This window comes from Sphingobacterium sp. UBA3519 (assembly GCF_002377215.1).
Taxonomy (GTDB): domain Bacteria; phylum Bacteroidota; class Bacteroidia; order Sphingobacteriales; family Sphingobacteriaceae; genus Sphingobacterium; species Sphingobacterium multivorum.
In genome coordinates, this window is sequence record NZ_DFPI01000025.1 from 22,480 (window position 1) to 39,781 (window position 17,302).

Sequence of the window (17,302 nt, forward strand, 5' to 3'; positions counted from 1 at the left end):
GCACGATAAATTACCTAGTGAAGGCTAATATACATAACAAAACTCGCGGACATAATAGACAACATGCAATAAAAAAATCCAGTATACCTGGATAAGCAGAAAGCGCTATCTTTACAGAAAATAGCATAACAACTATGGCCAAAAACAACTTTTCATTCCGTGCCAGATTAAAGAGTTTTCACTATGCTTTCAGTGGGTTGAAAACAGCCTGGCATGAAGAACATAATTTCAGGGTGCATTGTATAGCGGCCATTATGGCCATACTGCTATCCGTTGTGCTTCACATCAGTACCCACGAATGGATTGCTGTACTCTTTGCCATTGGTTTTGTATTCGTCTGTGAGTTGTTAAATACTGCATTGGAAAATATGGCTGACTTTATCTGTCCAGAACATAACCCAAACATCAAAAAGATGAAAGATGTCGCCGCAGCGGCAGTGATGATAAGCAGCATCACCGCGCTATTGATCGGCCTATTAATTTTTACCCCCAAGCTGATCTCATTGGCCCTTCGTTACATTTTCTAACGCGAATTTCTCATCAAATGCAATCTTCTTCAGATCAACAAAAGACATTTTTCCAGCTTTCTCCTCCATCGCACCATAACCTTCCATTGCACGAGCCTTAGATAATTTAAATATCACCTGGCGGACCGATTCCTGTCCCTCAGAAGAAAAAGTATAATCGGCCGTTAAAATGTCCCCCTTCAAGACACCATCAATATGTCCGCTATTACGATCTTTTTCCTTCCAGGCATAGCTAAGATCACCCTGTACCTTTTCTCCATCAACAGTGATTGACAGTGAAATGGTATCGCCATTTTTAAGGTACTGATATGTACTCTTTCCACTAAAAAACCCCGCGGTATCCAACGGTTGAGTAGTTTGAACAGTATCATTGCGTTTCGTTGAAGTAACTTGTTTTTTTTGTTCCTGATGGCAGCCAGCACAACACAGCAACGCTATAAATCCGAAATTGATTATTCTCATCGTCTATTTTTTGTTTGATCGTATAGATAGCAATTCAAAAGAATTTTTGTTTTAAATAACTACCATTTAAAATTTTCAAATTCAAAAAACAAAAAGCAAGCGAATATTGTTTATAAGTTAGATAGCAGTCTACTATTTTAGCACGATATAAGCTATTAAAAATAAACAATTTAGTAACAATAAAATTATCGTAGGCTTATTGTAAAGCTAATTTTTATTAGTAAATTGTACATTATAAAATTCAGGAATTCTTAACCAATATTAGTATGAAAGATGTAAGCTTTAAGAAATTTGATAGTGGATGTACATCACTCACAAAATTGTCCATTGAAACAGACTTGGCTATTATTGTTAAAGAGCAAGTTACGATTCCTTCCGAATCCAAAATTGAAAAACTCAGACGCTGTAAAGAAGAGTTACTTAAAAGCCTTTGGTTTGTTCAACGTCAATGTTGAGATAACATTTTCCTTCAAATTTCGACTATCCGCCGATCAGCCTCTTATGGTCTGACCGCCACACATTCAAGTCACTTTTAACACAAAATAAGCCCCTCTGCTTTATGCTTTTTGGGGCTTTTAATATATTCGATGACGAGGGATCAAAGCGATTTCAAATGTTTATAATTAGACTTAATGGTATCCCACACCTCTTCGAAATTACCCGACAACATTAATTTTGCCATACTTTCTGTCATCCCTTTCATTTGACTGAAGGATATCTTGGGTGGCATAGCCAATGCATTGGGATTGGTATATAGATCAATTAGGACAGGCTCATCGACAATCCCAAAAGCCTCATGGATAACACCATCCACCTCCTGGGGTTGAGTCACCGTAAATGCACGTATGCCCATCGCCTGGGCGATCATCGCAAAATCTGGATTGACCATATTAGTTTCCTGATCTTTAAGACCTGATACCTGCATCTCCAATTTAACCATACCAAGTGCACGATTGTTGAAGACGATGATTTTGATCGGTAAGTTATATTGTTTTATTGTTGCAAGATCCCCCAACAACATGGATAGGCCTCCATCGCCACAAAAAGCAATAACCTGGCGCTCAGGATGTGTCAATGCAGCTCCAATAGCCATTGGCATGGCATTAGCCATAGAACCATGATTGAAAGACCCCAGCATGATTCGATCCTTTCGCTGATTAATATAACGTGCTCCCCAAACACAGCACATCCCGGTATCAAGCAAGAAAATAGCATCATCACTGGCTTTCTGATCAATGGTATGAGCGACAAATTCTGGCTGTATTGCGCATTCGCTGCCTGAATCCTCCACATACGTCATGAGATCTTCCTTGACCTTTTCATAAGAAGCAAGCTGCTTCTCCAGAAATTTCGTATCCGAACGCGCTTCTACAAAGGGCAATACCGCTTTTAAGGTATGCTCAATATCGCCAACAAGCCCATAGTCTACGATGGATCTACGCCCTAGCTTTTCACCTTCAATATCAATCTGGATAATGGTTTTGTTGGTCGGTATAAAATCCTTGTAAGGAAAATCAGTCCCTAAAAGTAAAATAAGATCGGAATGATGCATACTTTGAAATGCTGAAGCCATTCCTAGAAGTCCTGTCATCCCGATTTCATTGGGATTGTCGCGTTGGATATCCAACTTTGCTTTAAATGAATAACCTACTGGCGCATGGATCTTTTGTGATAATGCTACAATTTGCTGCTGTGCTTTCTTGGCCCCCACACCACAGAACAAGGTTATCTTTTCTGCTTGATTGATATATTGTGCCAATCGCCCAATTTCCATCTCCGAAGGTCTAATTTGCGGCTCGGTAAAAAACACCTTCGTTGAAGTATTCATTTGAACCGCTTCCATTTCTGATACATCACCAGGTAGGCCGATAACTGCAACATCCCGTTTAGAGATAGCCTGTTGTAATGCATTTTGCACCATACGTTGCACCTGCTCCGGCCGAGTGATCATTTGGTTGTAGCAAGAACAATCATCAAACAGTTTGATTGGATTGGTTTCTTGAAAATAATCGGTTCCAAATTCGTAGGTAGCACATGTTGATGCGATCACAAGCATGGGTACACGAGTCTTGTGTGCTTCATAAACACCATTGATCAGATGCACATGCCCAGGCCCACTGCTTCCCGCACAACAAGCGATCCCGTGCAAATCAGCTTCTGCCGTTGCAGCAAACGCCCCCACTTCCTCATGCCTGACATGTATCCATTGCATCGTTCCATCTGCATGAACAGCTTCGTTGAAAAAATTTAAACTATCGCCCGTTACGGCATAAATACGCTGAATTCCCGCATCCTTTAAAAGACCCACAATCTGGTGTGCTACATTTTTCATACTTATACTATAATTTAAGATTTTGTGATAGCGGCATCGTACAAATTATATTGCCGCTATTTAATAACAACAATAATGTAGCGTAATGGTTTGGGACATTAGCTGAACAGGTCTGTCGTTTCCCAAGCGTATAATCTGGTCGAATGTGCAATAACAGCCTCAATTGGGAGCAGGTATATACTGGGCTCAAATTAAAGCCAACAATTCGCTATACTTGAAATAAAAAGAAATTGTATTCAACAAAAAAAGCTGTTTCAAATTCATTGAAACAGCTTTTTAAAAATGATAGCTTGGATAAATCCTTAGTTGATTTGTCGCGACAACTCATCGACAAAACGCTTTGCATCATTGAGATCTTTATTCCAGTCCGCATAGCGTTTAGCGGTATTTAATTTTGCAATTTTTGCATTTAGCTTCGCTAGGTTGGCTTGATCTTTTGACTTCTCCAACTTGGCTTTCAGAATGCCGACTTTGGTATAATCCTGAATACCTTCCAACATACGCTCGTAACGGATAGAGCTTCTTCCTTGCGGATAAACAATATAGGTGTCTCCTGCCGGCCACGTACGGAACCTTGAATCATGCAGTGGATCCTTCACCCAGGAGTTGAATGCCCAACGCAGTGCCCCATCGAAACCTGCCGCCAGCGCATACCAAGCCATATAGGTGGATTCTGCTGGATCCGAGAACGTAAATTGATTTGGAAATTCGTCCGAACAGCACACATAAAATGTCGTGATATATCCTTTTTTACGTCGCTCAATAAGATCGTTCTGATCAAAAGGATCGCCAGCGGCGACGCTGATATCTGTACTCTTATGATAGCGTTGGTAGCTTTTGTGATTATCAGCAAATGCAACACCAAATTCGGGCGCTACTTTTTCCAACAAGGCGATCGCTGGATCCATTTCTTCCCGGCCTCTTTCATCCATCGCAATATTGGTAATCTTTAACCAGCCCTTTGCGGTAATGTGCTTACTAAAATCCTTTAAGAAAGGCGTCCATAGCTCCTCAAATATTGCTGTACCGGGTTTTGCAATCACATTGACCAGTTCATTTTTGCTCTCATCGAAATAATGTACCTCGTTATTCCATGGCAAAAGCGAATAGCAATTGATCTGTTTGTTGACCCCTAGATCCATCATAAAGTTTACCCACCGATCAAAAACAGAATAATCATAAGCCCAGGAACCGTCTTTTGCTTTCTTCCAGGTGATCATATCCGCATAGGGATCATAGGTCTGTACGTTCCACGCATCCTTATTTAAAGTCGCTGTAATCACTTTTTGCCCAGCAGCTGCAAGCTGTTTCATGGTCGGCTTCAACGCTTCAAAATGTTCATCGCTCCACATCTTCACATTATTGACACGAGCTACAGCAGAAGGATGCTGCCATTGGTCCAAATGATAAGTCCACTGCGACGATGGCGGCAGCACATGATTTTGAACATTGACGATAAGCTGTAATTGCTCTTTCACCTTACCATTTTGCTGAACCGAAATTGTCGTTTTATATTGTCCTGCGGCAGCTTCCTTGGGGACCTTTACGGTAATCCATACAGGACGGACTTTCTTCGCTTCAAGGTCATAGCTTTTGAGATCATCCAACATATCTGCCGAAAGAGAAGCTTTAAAATCTTCTGGCTTACGATGGCCACAGCCACTTGCAAATTCATCAGTCATGACATAACGAACAAAACGCGCTTGTACCGCATCGCTGCCGATCACCTTGCCTGTTGTAGATTTTAATTCACTTGCTGATACAGCGACATGCGCTGTGGCAACACTGGTCCATAACAATACCTGCGCCGATACTTGTTCACCTTTCCAGGCATCTACAGTCGCCGTACGTTGTGTTGTCAGATTTGGATTGACGGATTTGGGATAACGTTTGTCTATCGATACAAACGAAGCATGTAGGCCGGCTTTAACATTCGACCAGTTGGATAACGTATCCTTTGTCGGATCGGCCATTTCAGTAAATGTTGTCCCTGTAGCAAAACGCTGCTGGGAAAATCCCGGATTACTGCCGCAAAATAGCATACAAGCCAGGGCAATAGAAGAATAAATTGTAGTTTTAGGCATAACAGTTATAATTAACAAAACTTTAGCGAAGCGATGATCTTCTTTCCAGCCCAGGAGCAGGGTGCTCGCAGAAAAAAGGCAAACAACTTCTGTTTGCCTTAAAAATAGTAAAATTTTATTTATCTATAACTAACTTTGTTCAAAAATTTCAGAAAGTGCTTTATACAGTTCAGGATGATGGGTCTTGAATTTCGCTGGGTCCTCAAAGAAATATTCAGAAGCAACTGCAAAAAACTCGGCTGGATTGGTCATGCCATAGACATCAATATCAGATTTATTCGCCTTTATTTTGGCAATCTCTTCCCGTATCAGATTCATAAAAGGAATGACTGAAGCTTTATCCATCAGACGTGTTGGAATGCCATCCACAGTACCATCGGTTTTATCGATCAAGTGTACAAATTCATGTATCGCTGTATTCTGTCCATCTTTTGGGTTCCTAAAACCATACTCCAATGCCGATTTGGACAATATCATTTGTCCGTTCATGGCTCCCTCACCTACCATTCCCATTATATTTCGGTCAGCATGGCCTTCAAATTCATACGCTGTATTGAACTGGGAAGGATAAACCATAATATTGGTCAAATTGGGATAAGTCCATTTCTTAAAGGCAAATATTGGGATAATTGCACTGGCGGCAATCATCATATAATCTTTCAGCTCAACCGCTACGCCCACACCTTCAATTTTGACTGTATCCAAAAATTTTAAACAGCGGGTTTCAAATTCCATTTTATCCGCATCGGACAGATTGCGGTAATAGGCAACTTCTTTTTCCAGAATTTCCTTTCCTTCATCGCTTAATACACGTTTAATGGCTTTGCTGTTTTTGGCCGTACGATTTAACAGGTAATAAACAACATAAATGGTTACTGGTATAAGCAGTATAATAAATAGTTTTCCTAACATATTAGTTGATCTGTATCCATTTGGGATCCCGAGCCTGCAAATTACGCAAAAAGCCTTTAAAATGTGAGGTTCCGAATAAGATTAAAATCTTTTGCTGTGGGGCGTCAGCAACTAATGATGCCAGGTTTTCTTCCCTTTTTTTCATGACAAATTCTTTATCAAATTTGTTCTTTAAGGCTGCTTTGATCGGTTTACAGGAATAAGGTTCTTGGAGCGGTGTTTTGTAATCACAATCATCCAGTTTGATCGTACCATACAGGTATTCAAACTCGTCAAGCAATTTATTTTTGGGAATATCCGCATTCACCGCCGTTTCATAATTCACCAGGAAAAAGGAATAATCGGGCTGACTGATGATTCGTTGCCCCAGTTTACGGTACATGGGCGCCCGAAGAACCCGGGAGGTATCGCCCGGTATTTCAATACATTGCTGCAGCCCGAGCCGATTGCCTGTAAGTTTTCTAAATTTGCGGTCATACAGATCACGTTGTGCCGCACTATCCACCTGATAGGCGATACTTTCATAAAAAACAACATAGCCCGAACGTTGGAGGGAATCTACAGCGCGCTGAATTTGATCATAGTACACCCGCGTACCCAGATGCCGCATTGGAATATAAACGACTGATCGATCGCCATGGCGAAGCTCGAATTTTCGTGAGGCATCACGCAAGACACCTGTACCTTGAACCATCAATGACGTTTGGCAGCCCAAAAGAACAAACAACACAAAACAAAGGGAGATAATCTGTCTCAATCGCATACTATTCATTATAATATCTATTCTTTGCTAGCAAAGACAATACCATCTGACGTTAATTTGCCGGTATAAGGCAAAATTTGACTTCAGGTAATTACTTTTCAAGATACTTTTATATGAATAACATGAAATGATAACAATATATTATCTCCCTTGTTCTATAAATTTTATAAGCTTGTCAATCCTATTGTTGTTCCATTTGGAATTACAGCATTTTTTTTGATGACAACAATGCCGTCACAAATGGTATAGGTGGGGTGATTGGCGTTCAGCAAATGAGGTCCACCATTGATCCGGACATCGTTGCCGATACGACAATTTTTATCCAAAATAGCATTCTCAATATAACACCGTTCTCCAACACCGACCACAGGTATATTTTTACGCTTTGCTTCCTCCATATCGACGAGATCCTCATAATAATCTGATCCCATCATATAAGTACCGCGCACAACAGATCCTGTACCAATCCGAGAACGAACGCCCACGACGGAACGGTCTATTTTATCAGCTTGGATAATACAGCCATCCGAAATGACCGAATTGATTAATGTTGTACCCGAAATCTTAGAAGGCGGCAACATCCTTGGACGGGTGAAAACCGTATTTTTATCAAACAGATTGAAGGCCGGAATATTATCGGTCAAACCAATGTTGGCTTCATAGAAAGACCCTATGGTACCGATGTCTGTCCAATAGCCCTCAAATTGATAGCTAAGCACCCGACTTGTATCAATGGCATCGGGAATAATTTCTTTACCAAAATCCATTCCGCGATTCTCTTCAAGCATACGTTTCAGGACGCCTTTTGAAAAAACATAAATACCCATAGAGGCCAGGAATTCTCTGCCCTCACCCTTTAAATGATCGCTCACTTCTGAACTCCAGTCTACCAGCTGCTCGCTATTCGGTTTCTCGATAAAAGAGGTAATATGATTCTTTTCATCCGATTTCAGTATACCAAAACCGGTGGCATCTTTGGCGTTTACTGGTATAGTCGCAATGGTCAGGTCGCCTTCGTTTTCGACGTGGAAGTCAACCAGTGCATCAAAATCCATTTGATATAGCTGATCCCCTGATAAAATCAGTACATAGTCATAATCAATACTCGCCAGCTTCCGAAACGATCGTCGCACGGCATCGGCCGTACCCTCGAACCATTTGTCGCCATCGTTGGTCTGTTCAGCAGCCAGAATATCGACAAAGCCCTTGCTAAAAATACTAAAGTTGTAGGTATTCTTAATGTGGGAGTTGAGCGACGAAGAATTGAATTGTGTCAACACAAAAATCTTGTTAAAACCCGAATTAAGACAATTCGAGATGGGAATGTCCACCAAGCGATATTTCCCGGCAATGGGAACTGCTGGCTTAGACCGTTGATCGGTCAATGGATACAGACGTGAGCCCCTTCCTCCGCCCAAGACGATAGCTACTACATTATGACGTGACATATCAAATTACATTAATTGGTTATATAGACTTATATACTTCGCTGCAGATTTATCCCAAGAAAAATCCAACTGCATCATTTTACGTTGATTCTCCTCAAACTGCTTTTTACTATCGTAAAAATTTATAGCCCGAACAATCGCTGCACTAATTTCAGTGATTGTCAGACTATCAAAACCTATACCGTAGCCATCATTTTTCAGATCGATTACCGTATCTTTTAATCCCCCCACCTGATGCACGATCGGCAATGTACCGTACTTCATAGCATAGAGCTGATTAAGTCCACAGGGCTCAACACGGGAAGGCATTAAAAGAAAATCCGCACTGGCATAAAGCCAATGGGCCAGATTTTCATCATAACCAAAGAACACATCAAAATTATCAATTCCATCATCGACGAGTGATTTCACACGTGACTGGATCGCTGGGTCTCCGGCACCCAGTATAAATATACTTAATCTATCGTGATATTTCTCCGTCAAATCCAAAATTATCTCCGGAAGTAAATCCGCTCCTTTTTCTGTTGCAAATCGGCCGATAAAAACAAGCAACGGTCGATCTGGATTGATTTTATACTGCTTCGCCAAAGCCTCCTTATTTTTCAACTTTCCGGAAAAAGCTTGTACAGCATCATAGTTTTCTAGCAAGGTATAATCAATTTTAGGATCCCAGATTTCCCAGTCAATTCCATTGACAATACCGACAGATTTATTTCGCTCATCATAAAACAGCTGCTGCAAACCATTTGCTTCCACATAAAGCTCTTCCAGATAACCTTCGGAGACCGTTGTGTACGCATCGCAACATTTAATGAGGGCTGCAAGCGGATTAATTAAACCATCCCAGTCCAATAATCCCCATTTCCAACTATCGAAAGCGGGCAACAGAATAGCTTTACTCCAATGCGTCCAGCCCTGATACTGCCCATTGTGGACGGTGGCCACCGTTTTAACGTCGGCAAGAAAGTTATAGTCATTGCTATACCTCATCAAAAAAGGCATTAAGCCGACATGATGATCATGGCAATGCACAATATCAGGTACTATATTTTTATCCTTAAACCACGCCAAAACAGCATGTTGAAAGGCGATAAACTGCTCGCCTTCATCCGGATAACAATATACCTCCTGCCGATCGAGTTTACCTGGAATCTTAATCAGGTAGAGCTCAAATCCAAGTACCTGATGATCTTCCTTATAAACACTGTAGCGCAGCAATTCAGATCCTTGATAAAAAGTACCTTCATGAACTAGGCTAAAAGCATGATCCCTAACAAAAGGACGATCATACCAAGGCATGACAACCGCCGCCTCCCATCCCAGTTTGGTTTGGTATTTGGGCAGCGCGCCCACGACATCCGCGAGACCACCTACTTTGGCCACGGGATAACATTCTACACTCAAGTGAAATACGTTCATTCTTCTTTTACAGCATGAGATTTAATAACAAGATTTTATACAGGGATACGCTCGCCTTGTTTAATGGGATTGACTTCCTTTACCGCTCTCTTCCTTTTCAAAATATATCCGCCAAGCGGAGGTAAATGAACTTGAGCAGACTGTACCTGGTTCATCCAATGCAGGTGTTCACTATGAATGAGCAGCTGATGTATTCCAGAACCGAAATAGGTCAAATCATCCGAATTCAGCAGCACTTCCCATTCACCAGCGTAAGGTAAACCAATACGGAAATGTTCCCGAACAACAGGCGTTAAGTTAAGTACAACAACCGTATCATCCCAGGCGTCAAATCCCTTTCGCCAATAGACCACAACCGAATTTTCACGATCACCAGCATCTATCCATTCAAAGCCCGAAGCGTCAAAAGCCTTCTGGTAAAGACTTGGTTGGCTCCTATAAACCGTATTCAGGTCGGCTACAAATTGCTTCATACCCTGGTGTGGCGCAAATTCCAAAAGATGCCAATCAAGCGATTGGTTTACATTCCACTCCGAAGTCTGCCCAAATTCTCCGCCCATAAACAGCAATTTTGTTCCCGAAAAAGTATACATAAAGAGATACAATGCCCGCAGGTTGGCAAACTTTTGCCATTCATCGCCCGGCATCTTATAAATTAATGAATGCTTTCCGTAGACAACCTCATCATGTGACAGCGGTAGCATAAAATTTTCATGGAAAGCATATACTGTCGCAAAGGTCAGTCGATCATGATGATAGCTGCGATTAATCGGATCCTCTTTAAAATAATCCAATGTGTCATGCATCCAGCCCATCATCCATTTCATTCCAAACCCCAATCCACCAGCATAGGTTGGGCGACTGACACCCGGCCAGGAAGTCGATTCTTCCGCGATGGTCTGCACATGTGGGAAATGTCCGTAAACGGCCTCATTCAGTTCTTTTAAAAATTGTACTGCTTCAAGATTCTCATTTCCACCAAACTCATTGGCAATCCACTCGCCTGCGTTTCGACTATAATCCAAATAGAGCATAGAAGCAACCGCATCGACCCGAAGTCCATCGATATGAAAACGATCCAACCAATAAAATGCATTACTGATCAAAAAAGAACGCACTTCATTACGTCCGTAGTTGAAAATATAGGATTGCCAATCGGGATGAAACCCTTTCCGGGGATCTTCATGCTCGTATAAGCTCGTGCCGTCAAAACGATAAAGACCATGTGCGTCACCTGGAAAATGCGACGGAACCCAATCCAACAATACACCTATCCCGGCGGCATGCAGCTCCTCAATCAGATACATGAGATCTTGTGCCGATCCGTAGCGTGAACTCGCAGCAAAATAGCCCGTTATCTGGTATCCCCAAGAAGGGTAATAGGGATGTTCCATCAGGGGCATAAATTCTACATGGGTAAAATTCATTTCCTTCACATAGGATACGAGCGCCACAGCGATTTCGCGGTAGTTGAGCAAAGTATCCGGACTTTCGGGATCCCGCGACCAAGATCCTAAATGCACTTCATAGACAGACCATGGTTGATCCAGCCTGTTTTTAACAGCCCTTTCCTGCATCCATTGCTTATCCTGCCACTCGAACCAGGTCGAATGAACAATGGAAGCAGTCTTTGGCGCGATCTCCCACTGAAAAGCAAAGGGGTCTCCTTTTTCAAGTTGTTCGCCAGTATAAGTCTCAATAACATACTTATACGCCTCCCCATTGCCAAGCCCCGGAATAAATCCCTCCCAGATTCCGCTACCATCCCAGCGCACATAGAGCGCGTGACGCGCTTTATCCCAAAAATTGAAGTTGCCGGTTACAAAGACCGATTTTGCATTTGGAGCCCAAACCGCAAAATAAACGCCTTTTTCACCATTGACTTCCAGCTCGTGTGAACCGAACTTTTCGTATAATTTGAAGTGCTTACCCGACTGGAATAAGGCGACATCAAATTCAGAAAATAGACTATGCGGAATTACTTCATTGGTCATGTTTTAACCTTCTATCAATATGTTATCAAATTCTCGTGCGACATTAATCCAATACCGCCCCTTATCATCTACTTGTACTTTTGTCTCAATACCATCAGTCTTCACCTTCTTAACCTGAAAAGGCAAGCCGATTAACTGTAATTTATATTCCTCATACCGCTCCGTAAAAAGCCCATCTTGCGTCTGTTTAATCGACAGGGATTCTTTGAGCCCCGATACGGTAAAGCATTTTTCAAGATAAATATCCTGCTCATAGGCAAAGGTGTCACCATGATCCGAATACACATACGAACGGGTTACACCTTCAGCGAAGTAAACATTGAGCTGCAGCTCCTCAATTTTCTTTTCACCAGTATATTGCATCACTGGATATTCGGGGATAACAGATCCCCCACGAATGAAAATCGGCATCTCATCAATCGGCGTAGGAACAGTATGTTCTTTACCGCCCACGTAGGTTTCATTATTGAAATAATAAAACCAAGTACCTTCAGGCAGATAGACAATCTTGCTTTTTTGTCCCGGCTGCAATACTGGGGATACCAATATTTTATCCCCAAAACAGAATTCCTCCTCACGTTGCCAATTGGTCGGTATATGCTGTTCGACCATGGAAATCGGACGTAATATGGGAAAACCATACTTCGTTTGCTCCCAAAAACAGGTATAGATATACGGCAACAACTTATAACGGACTTCGATAAATTTCCGATTGATCTTTTCCCAATCCTCCCCAAAACTCCAGGGCTCCCGGTCGCGGGTATCGCCAGCGGAATGCACACGCATAAAAGGCGAGAAAACGCCAAATTGCATCCATCGCGTAAATAACTCACCGTCGGGTTCACCCGTAAACCCACCGATATCCGTTCCACAAAAGGACATGCCCGAAGTCGACAAACGCTGTAACTGCAAGGTTCCCAACTTGAGATGTTCCCAACTCGCCAAATTATCGCCGGTCCAGACCGAAGAATAGCGTTGTGTTCCCGCATAAGCCGCTCGGGTGATGGTAAATGGCCGTTTATTTTTATACAATTTCTTTAAACCATCATAGGTTGCCCGGACCATCTGCATGCCGTAGATATTATGTGCCTTACGATGCGAACCCCGATGCCCGTCATATTGGTGACGTACATCGTCGGGGAATGTTCCGCGGCCAAATACGGCCGGTTCATTCATATCGTTCCAGAAGCCAGCCACGCCATCTTCCACAAGGCCCTGATATAAGGTGCCCCACCATTGACGAACCTCCGGATTGGTAAAATCAGGAAATTGACAACGTCCCGGCCACACAAATCCTTCCATAAAATAATCATCCCCGCGGCGACAGAAATACCTATTTTCCTTTCCTTCCCTGAACACCCAGTAGTTCTCATCAACCTTGATGCCCGGGTCGATCATCACCACCGTTTTAAAGCCATCATTGGCCAAATCGCTGATCATATTCTTAGGATTGGGAAAATACTGCTTGTTCCAGGTAAAACAGCGGTATCCTTCCATGTAATCGATATCAAGATAAATCGCATCACAGGGAATCTGTCGCTTCCGAAACTCCTCCGCAACCTTCCGGACATTCGCTTCGGGATAATAACTCCAGCGACACTGATGGTAACCAATTGCCCACAGCGGTGGCAGGTAATGCGTACCTGTCAGCGTATGATAGCGACGGATGACGTCGATAATATGTGGACCATGGATGTAGTAGTACTGCAGTTCCCCTCCTTCGGACCAAAAGCTTGTTTTTCCCGGATCTTCCGCGGCGAAATCAAAATACGTTTTAAAGGTATTGTCAAAGAATATACCGTAGGCTTCACCATCTTTTAAACCAATATAAAACGGAATAGTTTTATAAAGTGGATCCTGATCGTAAGCAAAAGCATAAGTATCTGAATTCCAATTTTTAAGTCTTTTACCTCTCAGGTTCAATTTAGTGGCCTTATCCCCCAGTCCATAAAAAGCTTCATTTTCAAAGGCCACTTTTGTGCTATATACATAATAGCCTCCAAAATCAGGGTTTTCCTCCCAGTGCATCGGCGCCAAATCTGCATTGAACAGTTTACCTGAACGATCAGCAAAAGAAATCAAAAAGTCATTCTTATTGATCTTACAGGAAATAGTATTCGTATGCACCAGATAATGATCTGCCTCTTCCTTGCATTGATGTATACTGACGCGGTGATCTTTCTTGGCCAAGGCATACGAAAAATCCTCCAAAAAAGTCCCTTGTGGAGCCAGCCGTACTCGCACGATCTCATCCGTGACGATCTTAATTTCTACCTTGGCTTTGCCGTCAGAAAAATAATAAGACTTATCGTTTTGATTGTGGGCTACTATCGTTTCAAGGTATTTCTTTTCAATTTTCGGTAAATCCAATACCGGATTATTCACATGATGCATACTTTCCAAAGTACCATCATTTTCCTCCTCATGTAGTGTGGTTTGATTTAGGTTGTCGTCTTCAAGCATAATTGTAATATGTTAAAAAGTTTCTGAAGGCTTAATTCCTCTTTAAGATAGAAAATTAATCCTGCGCTGACAACAAAACACAAAAAAAAATCCCGCCTATTGGGATAGACGGGATTTTTTTCAATACCTGTGGATAAACTTCTACAGCTTACTTAACAAAATGCGCACGAAGCATCCAGGCTATCTTTTCATGCTTTTCCAATAGTCCAACCAAAAAGTCCTCCGTACCATTATCCGAAGTGCCTTCAACCACAGAAATGTCGGCACGAATTGACATCGCTATAGCTTCATGGTCAGCCAACAATTCTTTGTAATAGGACTGACTGTCGGTTTTTTCTGAAGTAGACTCCGTTAAACGAGTCAATTTCAAATATTTATCAAAGGTACCTACCGCATAATGCCCTAAAGTACGTACACGTTCTGCTACTTCATCGATCACTTCAGCTAGTTCATCGTATTGTGATTCCAAAAATAAGTGAGCAGCATGAAAATCCGCACCTTCCACATTCCAATGCGCGTTACGCGTCTTCATGTAGACAATGTGTTCATCTGCCAACAGCACATTTAACAACTTTGCAACTTTTTTCAAGTCCGCATCTTTAATTCCAATTGAAGTTTTCATATTATAATCTTTTGTTAACTATTTGTTTTAAATGCTTAGTTAAATTTACCCAAAAATGCGGTAAAAACCAAATAAAAGCCAGTCAAATTCACAACAATTACCTCACCCTACTATACCAAACCAGACTTACATTTCGTATTACTGCAAAGCGTTTGCTAGACTGAAAAATGAAAAGCGAAGGCTGCACCGACAGTGTTCTTTGTAGAAACAGATAAGAACTAGATTGTACCTTATGAACGAAACATTTTAAACAAAAATCGATCAAGCTATTATTTAAAGCACATAATGTTGTATTTTTGCAGACATCTTTATTTTGAGGGAAAGCTGCGGACAACATGGACAACAATACCTATTTTCACAAATTCAAACAGGATATTTCAGCGATTGAACTTCCAACACGATTTACCTTCCCATTTTGCTATGAACCGCACCCCCTTGCCGTAACCGCCGCAAAAGAACTTCAATATTACATCGAAACACAAGAGGACTGGACCCACAATTTTGGCCTGGACAGCGCCATGGAGGGCCTCGCTATTGGAAAAATGTTCGGTGTGCTGGTTGTCAGAAACCAACACAATGAGCTTGGCTACCTTGCCGCTGTTTCGGGAAAACTGGCCGGAAGCAACAAACACCGCTATTTTGTACCGCCAATATTCGATATGTTGGAAGAAAACAGTTTTTTTCTAAACGAAGAGGTGCATCTCAATGCACTGAACCGCAAAATAGAAAGGCTTGAAAATAGTGAAGAGCTAGCAGACACTCAGCGTAATCTTGACCGGTTAAAAAATGAATGGGATAAGTCGCTCGATGAGCTAAAATCGAAATTAAGAATCCAAAAGAAGGAACGAAAAGAAACCCGTACAAAACTGAAGGTCAGTTTATCCGATGCGGAATATGAATTATTGATGGAAGACATGCGGAGCCAGAGTTTAAAAGACAAACAACAGCTTCAGCGCTTTCAATATGACATGCATTTGGCTCTGGAAACAGAGAGTAACCATTTACAACAATTGCTATCTACGATTACCGCGCTAAAAGAGGAACGCAAAACACGCTCAGGCAATCTGCAAAAACAGCTTTTCGAACAATATAATTTTCGCAATGCAAAAGGGCAACGCAAGAATGTCGTCGACATATTCCATGAATTTGACACGATAACTCCGCCTGCGGGATCGGGGGAATGCGCTGCGCCAAAACTGCTGCAATATGCATATGAAAACCAGTTAACACCCCTAGCTTTGGCCGAATTTTGGTGGGGCTGCTCCCCTGCATCTGAAATACGCAGGCACAAAAACTACTATCCGGCATGCCGCAAAAAATGTGAACCGATTTTAGGGTATATGCTCCAAGGCTTGGTCGTAGATCCGAATCCCATGCAGCAGGAAACGACCTTGGATATCGCACTTCCTCAAATTTATGAGGATGAAGATATTATCATCATCAACAAACCAGCAGAATTTCTTTCTGTACCAGGAATATATGTCAAGGATTCGGTCTACAACCGTATTCTTCAACGTTATCCAAAAGCAGGCCCGATTATTATCCACCGCCTGGATATGTCGACATCCGGCCTATTGGTTGTTGCCAAAAACAAAGAAGCGCATAAATTTATTCAGGATCAATTTATTCAGCATACCATCAAAAAAACATACATTGCCTTACTTGATGGTATTATCGAAGCTCCATCCGGCTTGATCGACCTCCCTCTTCGCGTAGATCTGGATGATAGACCCCGACAAATGGTCTGCTACACCTATGGCAAGCCAGCGCAGACAAAATGGGAAAAAATTGCGATAGAGAATAATCAAACGAGGGTCAGGTTTTATCCCTTGACTGGCCGAACCCACCAGCTCCGCATGCATGCCGTGCACCCCAATGGGCTAAATACACCTATTGTTGGTGACGATCTCTATGGCAAAAAAGCTAATAGATTACACCTTCATGCCGCTTCAATTACCTTTATACACCCTCGTTTCAAAAAAGAAATGACCTTCGAAATCGAGCCAGATTTTTAATAGCGCTGACTATATCGTTACAAAAGTCAGTAAATAAAGTAGCGGAAAATCATCGCCAAGTCAAAATGTAATGTGAAAATTATTGACCCAAATCAATAATTTAACATAAACAACTCACAAACAAAGACTTACAAACAAATGTAATTCAACTACTTTCCTTTATTACATTACAATAAAATTTTAATTATTCTTAATTTTTTGTTTCCTTTGTTCACTGATTTTTTGATTTTAATACCTATAAAGTCAAAAATAAAGTAGAAA

At 41.7% G+C, this 17,302-nt stretch carries 13 protein-coding genes; 3 read left to right on the forward strand and 10 right to left on the reverse strand.

Features of this window, described 5'->3' with window-relative positions; translation table 11 throughout:
- Positions 1 to 134: 134 nt before the first annotated feature.
- Positions 135 to 527, forward strand: coding sequence for a diacylglycerol kinase family protein (locus tag B3297_RS15400; RefSeq protein WP_286769711.1), 393 nt, complete (start codon positions 135 to 137; stop codon positions 525 to 527).
- Here the strand turns inward: B3297_RS15400 and B3297_RS15405 are convergent.
- Positions 501 to 989 carry a hypothetical protein gene (locus tag B3297_RS15405; RefSeq protein WP_286779113.1) on the reverse strand — a complete coding sequence of 163 codons (489 nt, stop codon included), beginning with the start codon at positions 987 to 989 and terminating at the stop codon, positions 501 to 503. The genes B3297_RS15400 and B3297_RS15405 overlap by 27 nt on opposite strands.
- 266 nt (positions 990 to 1,255) lie before the next feature.
- Here B3297_RS15405 and B3297_RS15410 point away from each other — a divergent pair, with 266 nt between their 5' ends.
- Positions 1,256 to 1,444: a hypothetical protein gene (locus B3297_RS15410; RefSeq protein ID WP_112374468.1), complete on the forward strand. Its 189-nt coding sequence runs from the start codon at positions 1,256 to 1,258 to the stop codon at positions 1,442 to 1,444.
- 143 nt (positions 1,445 to 1,587) lie between these two features.
- Here B3297_RS15410 and B3297_RS15415 read toward each other — a convergent pair whose 3' ends face one another.
- The 9 genes from B3297_RS15415 to B3297_RS15455 all read right to left on the reverse strand — a co-directional run bounded on the left by B3297_RS15415 (position 1,588) and on the right by B3297_RS15455 (position 15,026).
- The gene (locus tag B3297_RS15415; protein WP_286754425.1) at positions 1,588 to 3,321 is read right to left on the reverse strand and encodes a thiamine pyrophosphate-dependent enzyme; all 1,734 of its coding nucleotides are present in this window, start codon (positions 3,319 to 3,321) and stop codon (positions 1,588 to 1,590) included.
- A gap of 302 nt (positions 3,322 to 3,623) precedes the next feature.
- Complete coding sequence (locus B3297_RS15420; RefSeq protein WP_286769713.1) at positions 3,624 to 5,405, reverse strand: DUF4091 domain-containing protein; 1,782 nt, start codon at positions 5,403 to 5,405, stop codon at positions 3,624 to 3,626.
- Between the two features lie 129 nt (positions 5,406 to 5,534).
- Positions 5,535 to 6,317 carry a zinc-dependent peptidase gene (locus B3297_RS15425; RefSeq protein ID WP_286769714.1) on the reverse strand — a complete coding sequence of 261 codons (783 nt, stop codon included), beginning with the start codon at positions 6,315 to 6,317 and terminating at the stop codon, positions 5,535 to 5,537.
- Between the two features lies 1 nt (position 6,318).
- Positions 6,319 to 7,080, reverse strand: a complete 762-nt coding sequence (locus tag B3297_RS15430) for a hypothetical protein (protein ID WP_139145087.1) — start codon at positions 7,078 to 7,080, stop codon at positions 6,319 to 6,321.
- Between the two features lie 164 nt (positions 7,081 to 7,244).
- Entirely contained in the window at positions 7,245 to 8,528 is a 1,284-nt protein-coding gene (locus B3297_RS15435) for a glucose-1-phosphate adenylyltransferase (protein ID WP_070569746.1), read from the reverse strand.
- Positions 8,529 to 8,534: 6 nt separating this feature from the next.
- Entirely contained in the window at positions 8,535 to 9,947 is a 1,413-nt protein-coding gene (locus B3297_RS15440) for a glycogen synthase (RefSeq protein ID WP_286754422.1), read from the reverse strand.
- A gap of 35 nt (positions 9,948 to 9,982) precedes the next feature.
- The gene (gene glgB / locus B3297_RS15445; RefSeq protein WP_286779114.1) at positions 9,983 to 11,941 is read right to left on the reverse strand and encodes a 1,4-alpha-glucan branching protein GlgB; all 1,959 of its coding nucleotides are present in this window, start codon (positions 11,939 to 11,941) and stop codon (positions 9,983 to 9,985) included.
- Positions 11,942 to 11,944: 3 nt separating this feature from the next.
- Entirely contained in the window at positions 11,945 to 14,404 is a 2,460-nt protein-coding gene (locus B3297_RS15450; protein ID WP_286779115.1) for a glycoside hydrolase family 31 protein, read from the reverse strand.
- A 148-nt stretch (positions 14,405 to 14,552) separates the two neighbouring features.
- On the reverse strand, positions 14,553 to 15,026 hold the full coding sequence (locus tag B3297_RS15455) for a Dps family protein (protein ID WP_286779116.1): 474 nt from the start codon (positions 15,024 to 15,026) through the stop codon (positions 14,553 to 14,555).
- A 335-nt stretch (positions 15,027 to 15,361) separates the two neighbouring features.
- On the opposite strand from B3297_RS15455, the gene B3297_RS15460 reads away from it, so the two are divergent.
- Positions 15,362 to 17,041, forward strand: a complete 1,680-nt coding sequence (locus B3297_RS15460) for an RluA family pseudouridine synthase (RefSeq protein ID WP_286768266.1) — start codon at positions 15,362 to 15,364, stop codon at positions 17,039 to 17,041.
- Positions 17,042 to 17,302 lie beyond the last annotated feature (261 nt).

What these genes read in the sequence shown, in the direction of transcription:
- B3297_RS15400 (WP_286769711.1), top strand. Translation starts at nt 135, where the DNA reads ATGGCCAAAAACAACTTTTCATTCCGTGCCAGATTAAAGAGTTTTCAC.
- B3297_RS15440 (WP_286754422.1), bottom strand. Translation starts at nt 9,947, where the DNA reads ATGAACGTATTTCACTTGAGTGTAGAATGTTATCCCGTGGCCAAAGTA.
- B3297_RS15420 (WP_286769713.1), bottom strand. Translation starts at nt 5,405, where the DNA reads ATGCCTAAAACTACAATTTATTCTTCTATTGCCCTGGCTTGTATGCTA.
- B3297_RS15435 (WP_070569746.1), bottom strand. Translation starts at nt 8,528, where the DNA reads ATGTCACGTCATAATGTAGTAGCTATCGTCTTGGGCGGAGGAAGGGGC.
- B3297_RS15430 (WP_139145087.1), bottom strand. Translation starts at nt 7,080, where the DNA reads ATGCGATTGAGACAGATTATCTCCCTTTGTTTTGTGTTGTTTGTTCTT.
- glgB (WP_286779114.1), bottom strand. Translation starts at nt 11,941, where the DNA reads ATGACCAATGAAGTAATTCCGCATAGTCTATTTTCTGAATTTGATGTC.
- B3297_RS15425 (WP_286769714.1), bottom strand. Translation starts at nt 6,317, where the DNA reads ATGTTAGGAAAACTATTTATTATACTGCTTATACCAGTAACCATTTAT.
- B3297_RS15460 (WP_286768266.1), top strand. Translation starts at nt 15,362, where the DNA reads ATGGACAACAATACCTATTTTCACAAATTCAAACAGGATATTTCAGCG.
- B3297_RS15405 (WP_286779113.1), bottom strand. Translation starts at nt 989, where the DNA reads ATGAGAATAATCAATTTCGGATTTATAGCGTTGCTGTGTTGTGCTGGC.
- B3297_RS15450 (WP_286779115.1), bottom strand. Translation starts at nt 14,404, where the DNA reads ATGCTTGAAGACGACAACCTAAATCAAACCACACTACATGAGGAGGAA.
- B3297_RS15410 (WP_112374468.1), top strand. Translation starts at nt 1,256, where the DNA reads ATGAAAGATGTAAGCTTTAAGAAATTTGATAGTGGATGTACATCACTC.
- B3297_RS15455 (WP_286779116.1), bottom strand. Translation starts at nt 15,026, where the DNA reads ATGAAAACTTCAATTGGAATTAAAGATGCGGACTTGAAAAAAGTTGCA.
- B3297_RS15415 (WP_286754425.1), bottom strand. Translation starts at nt 3,321, where the DNA reads ATGAAAAATGTAGCACACCAGATTGTGGGTCTTTTAAAGGATGCGGGA.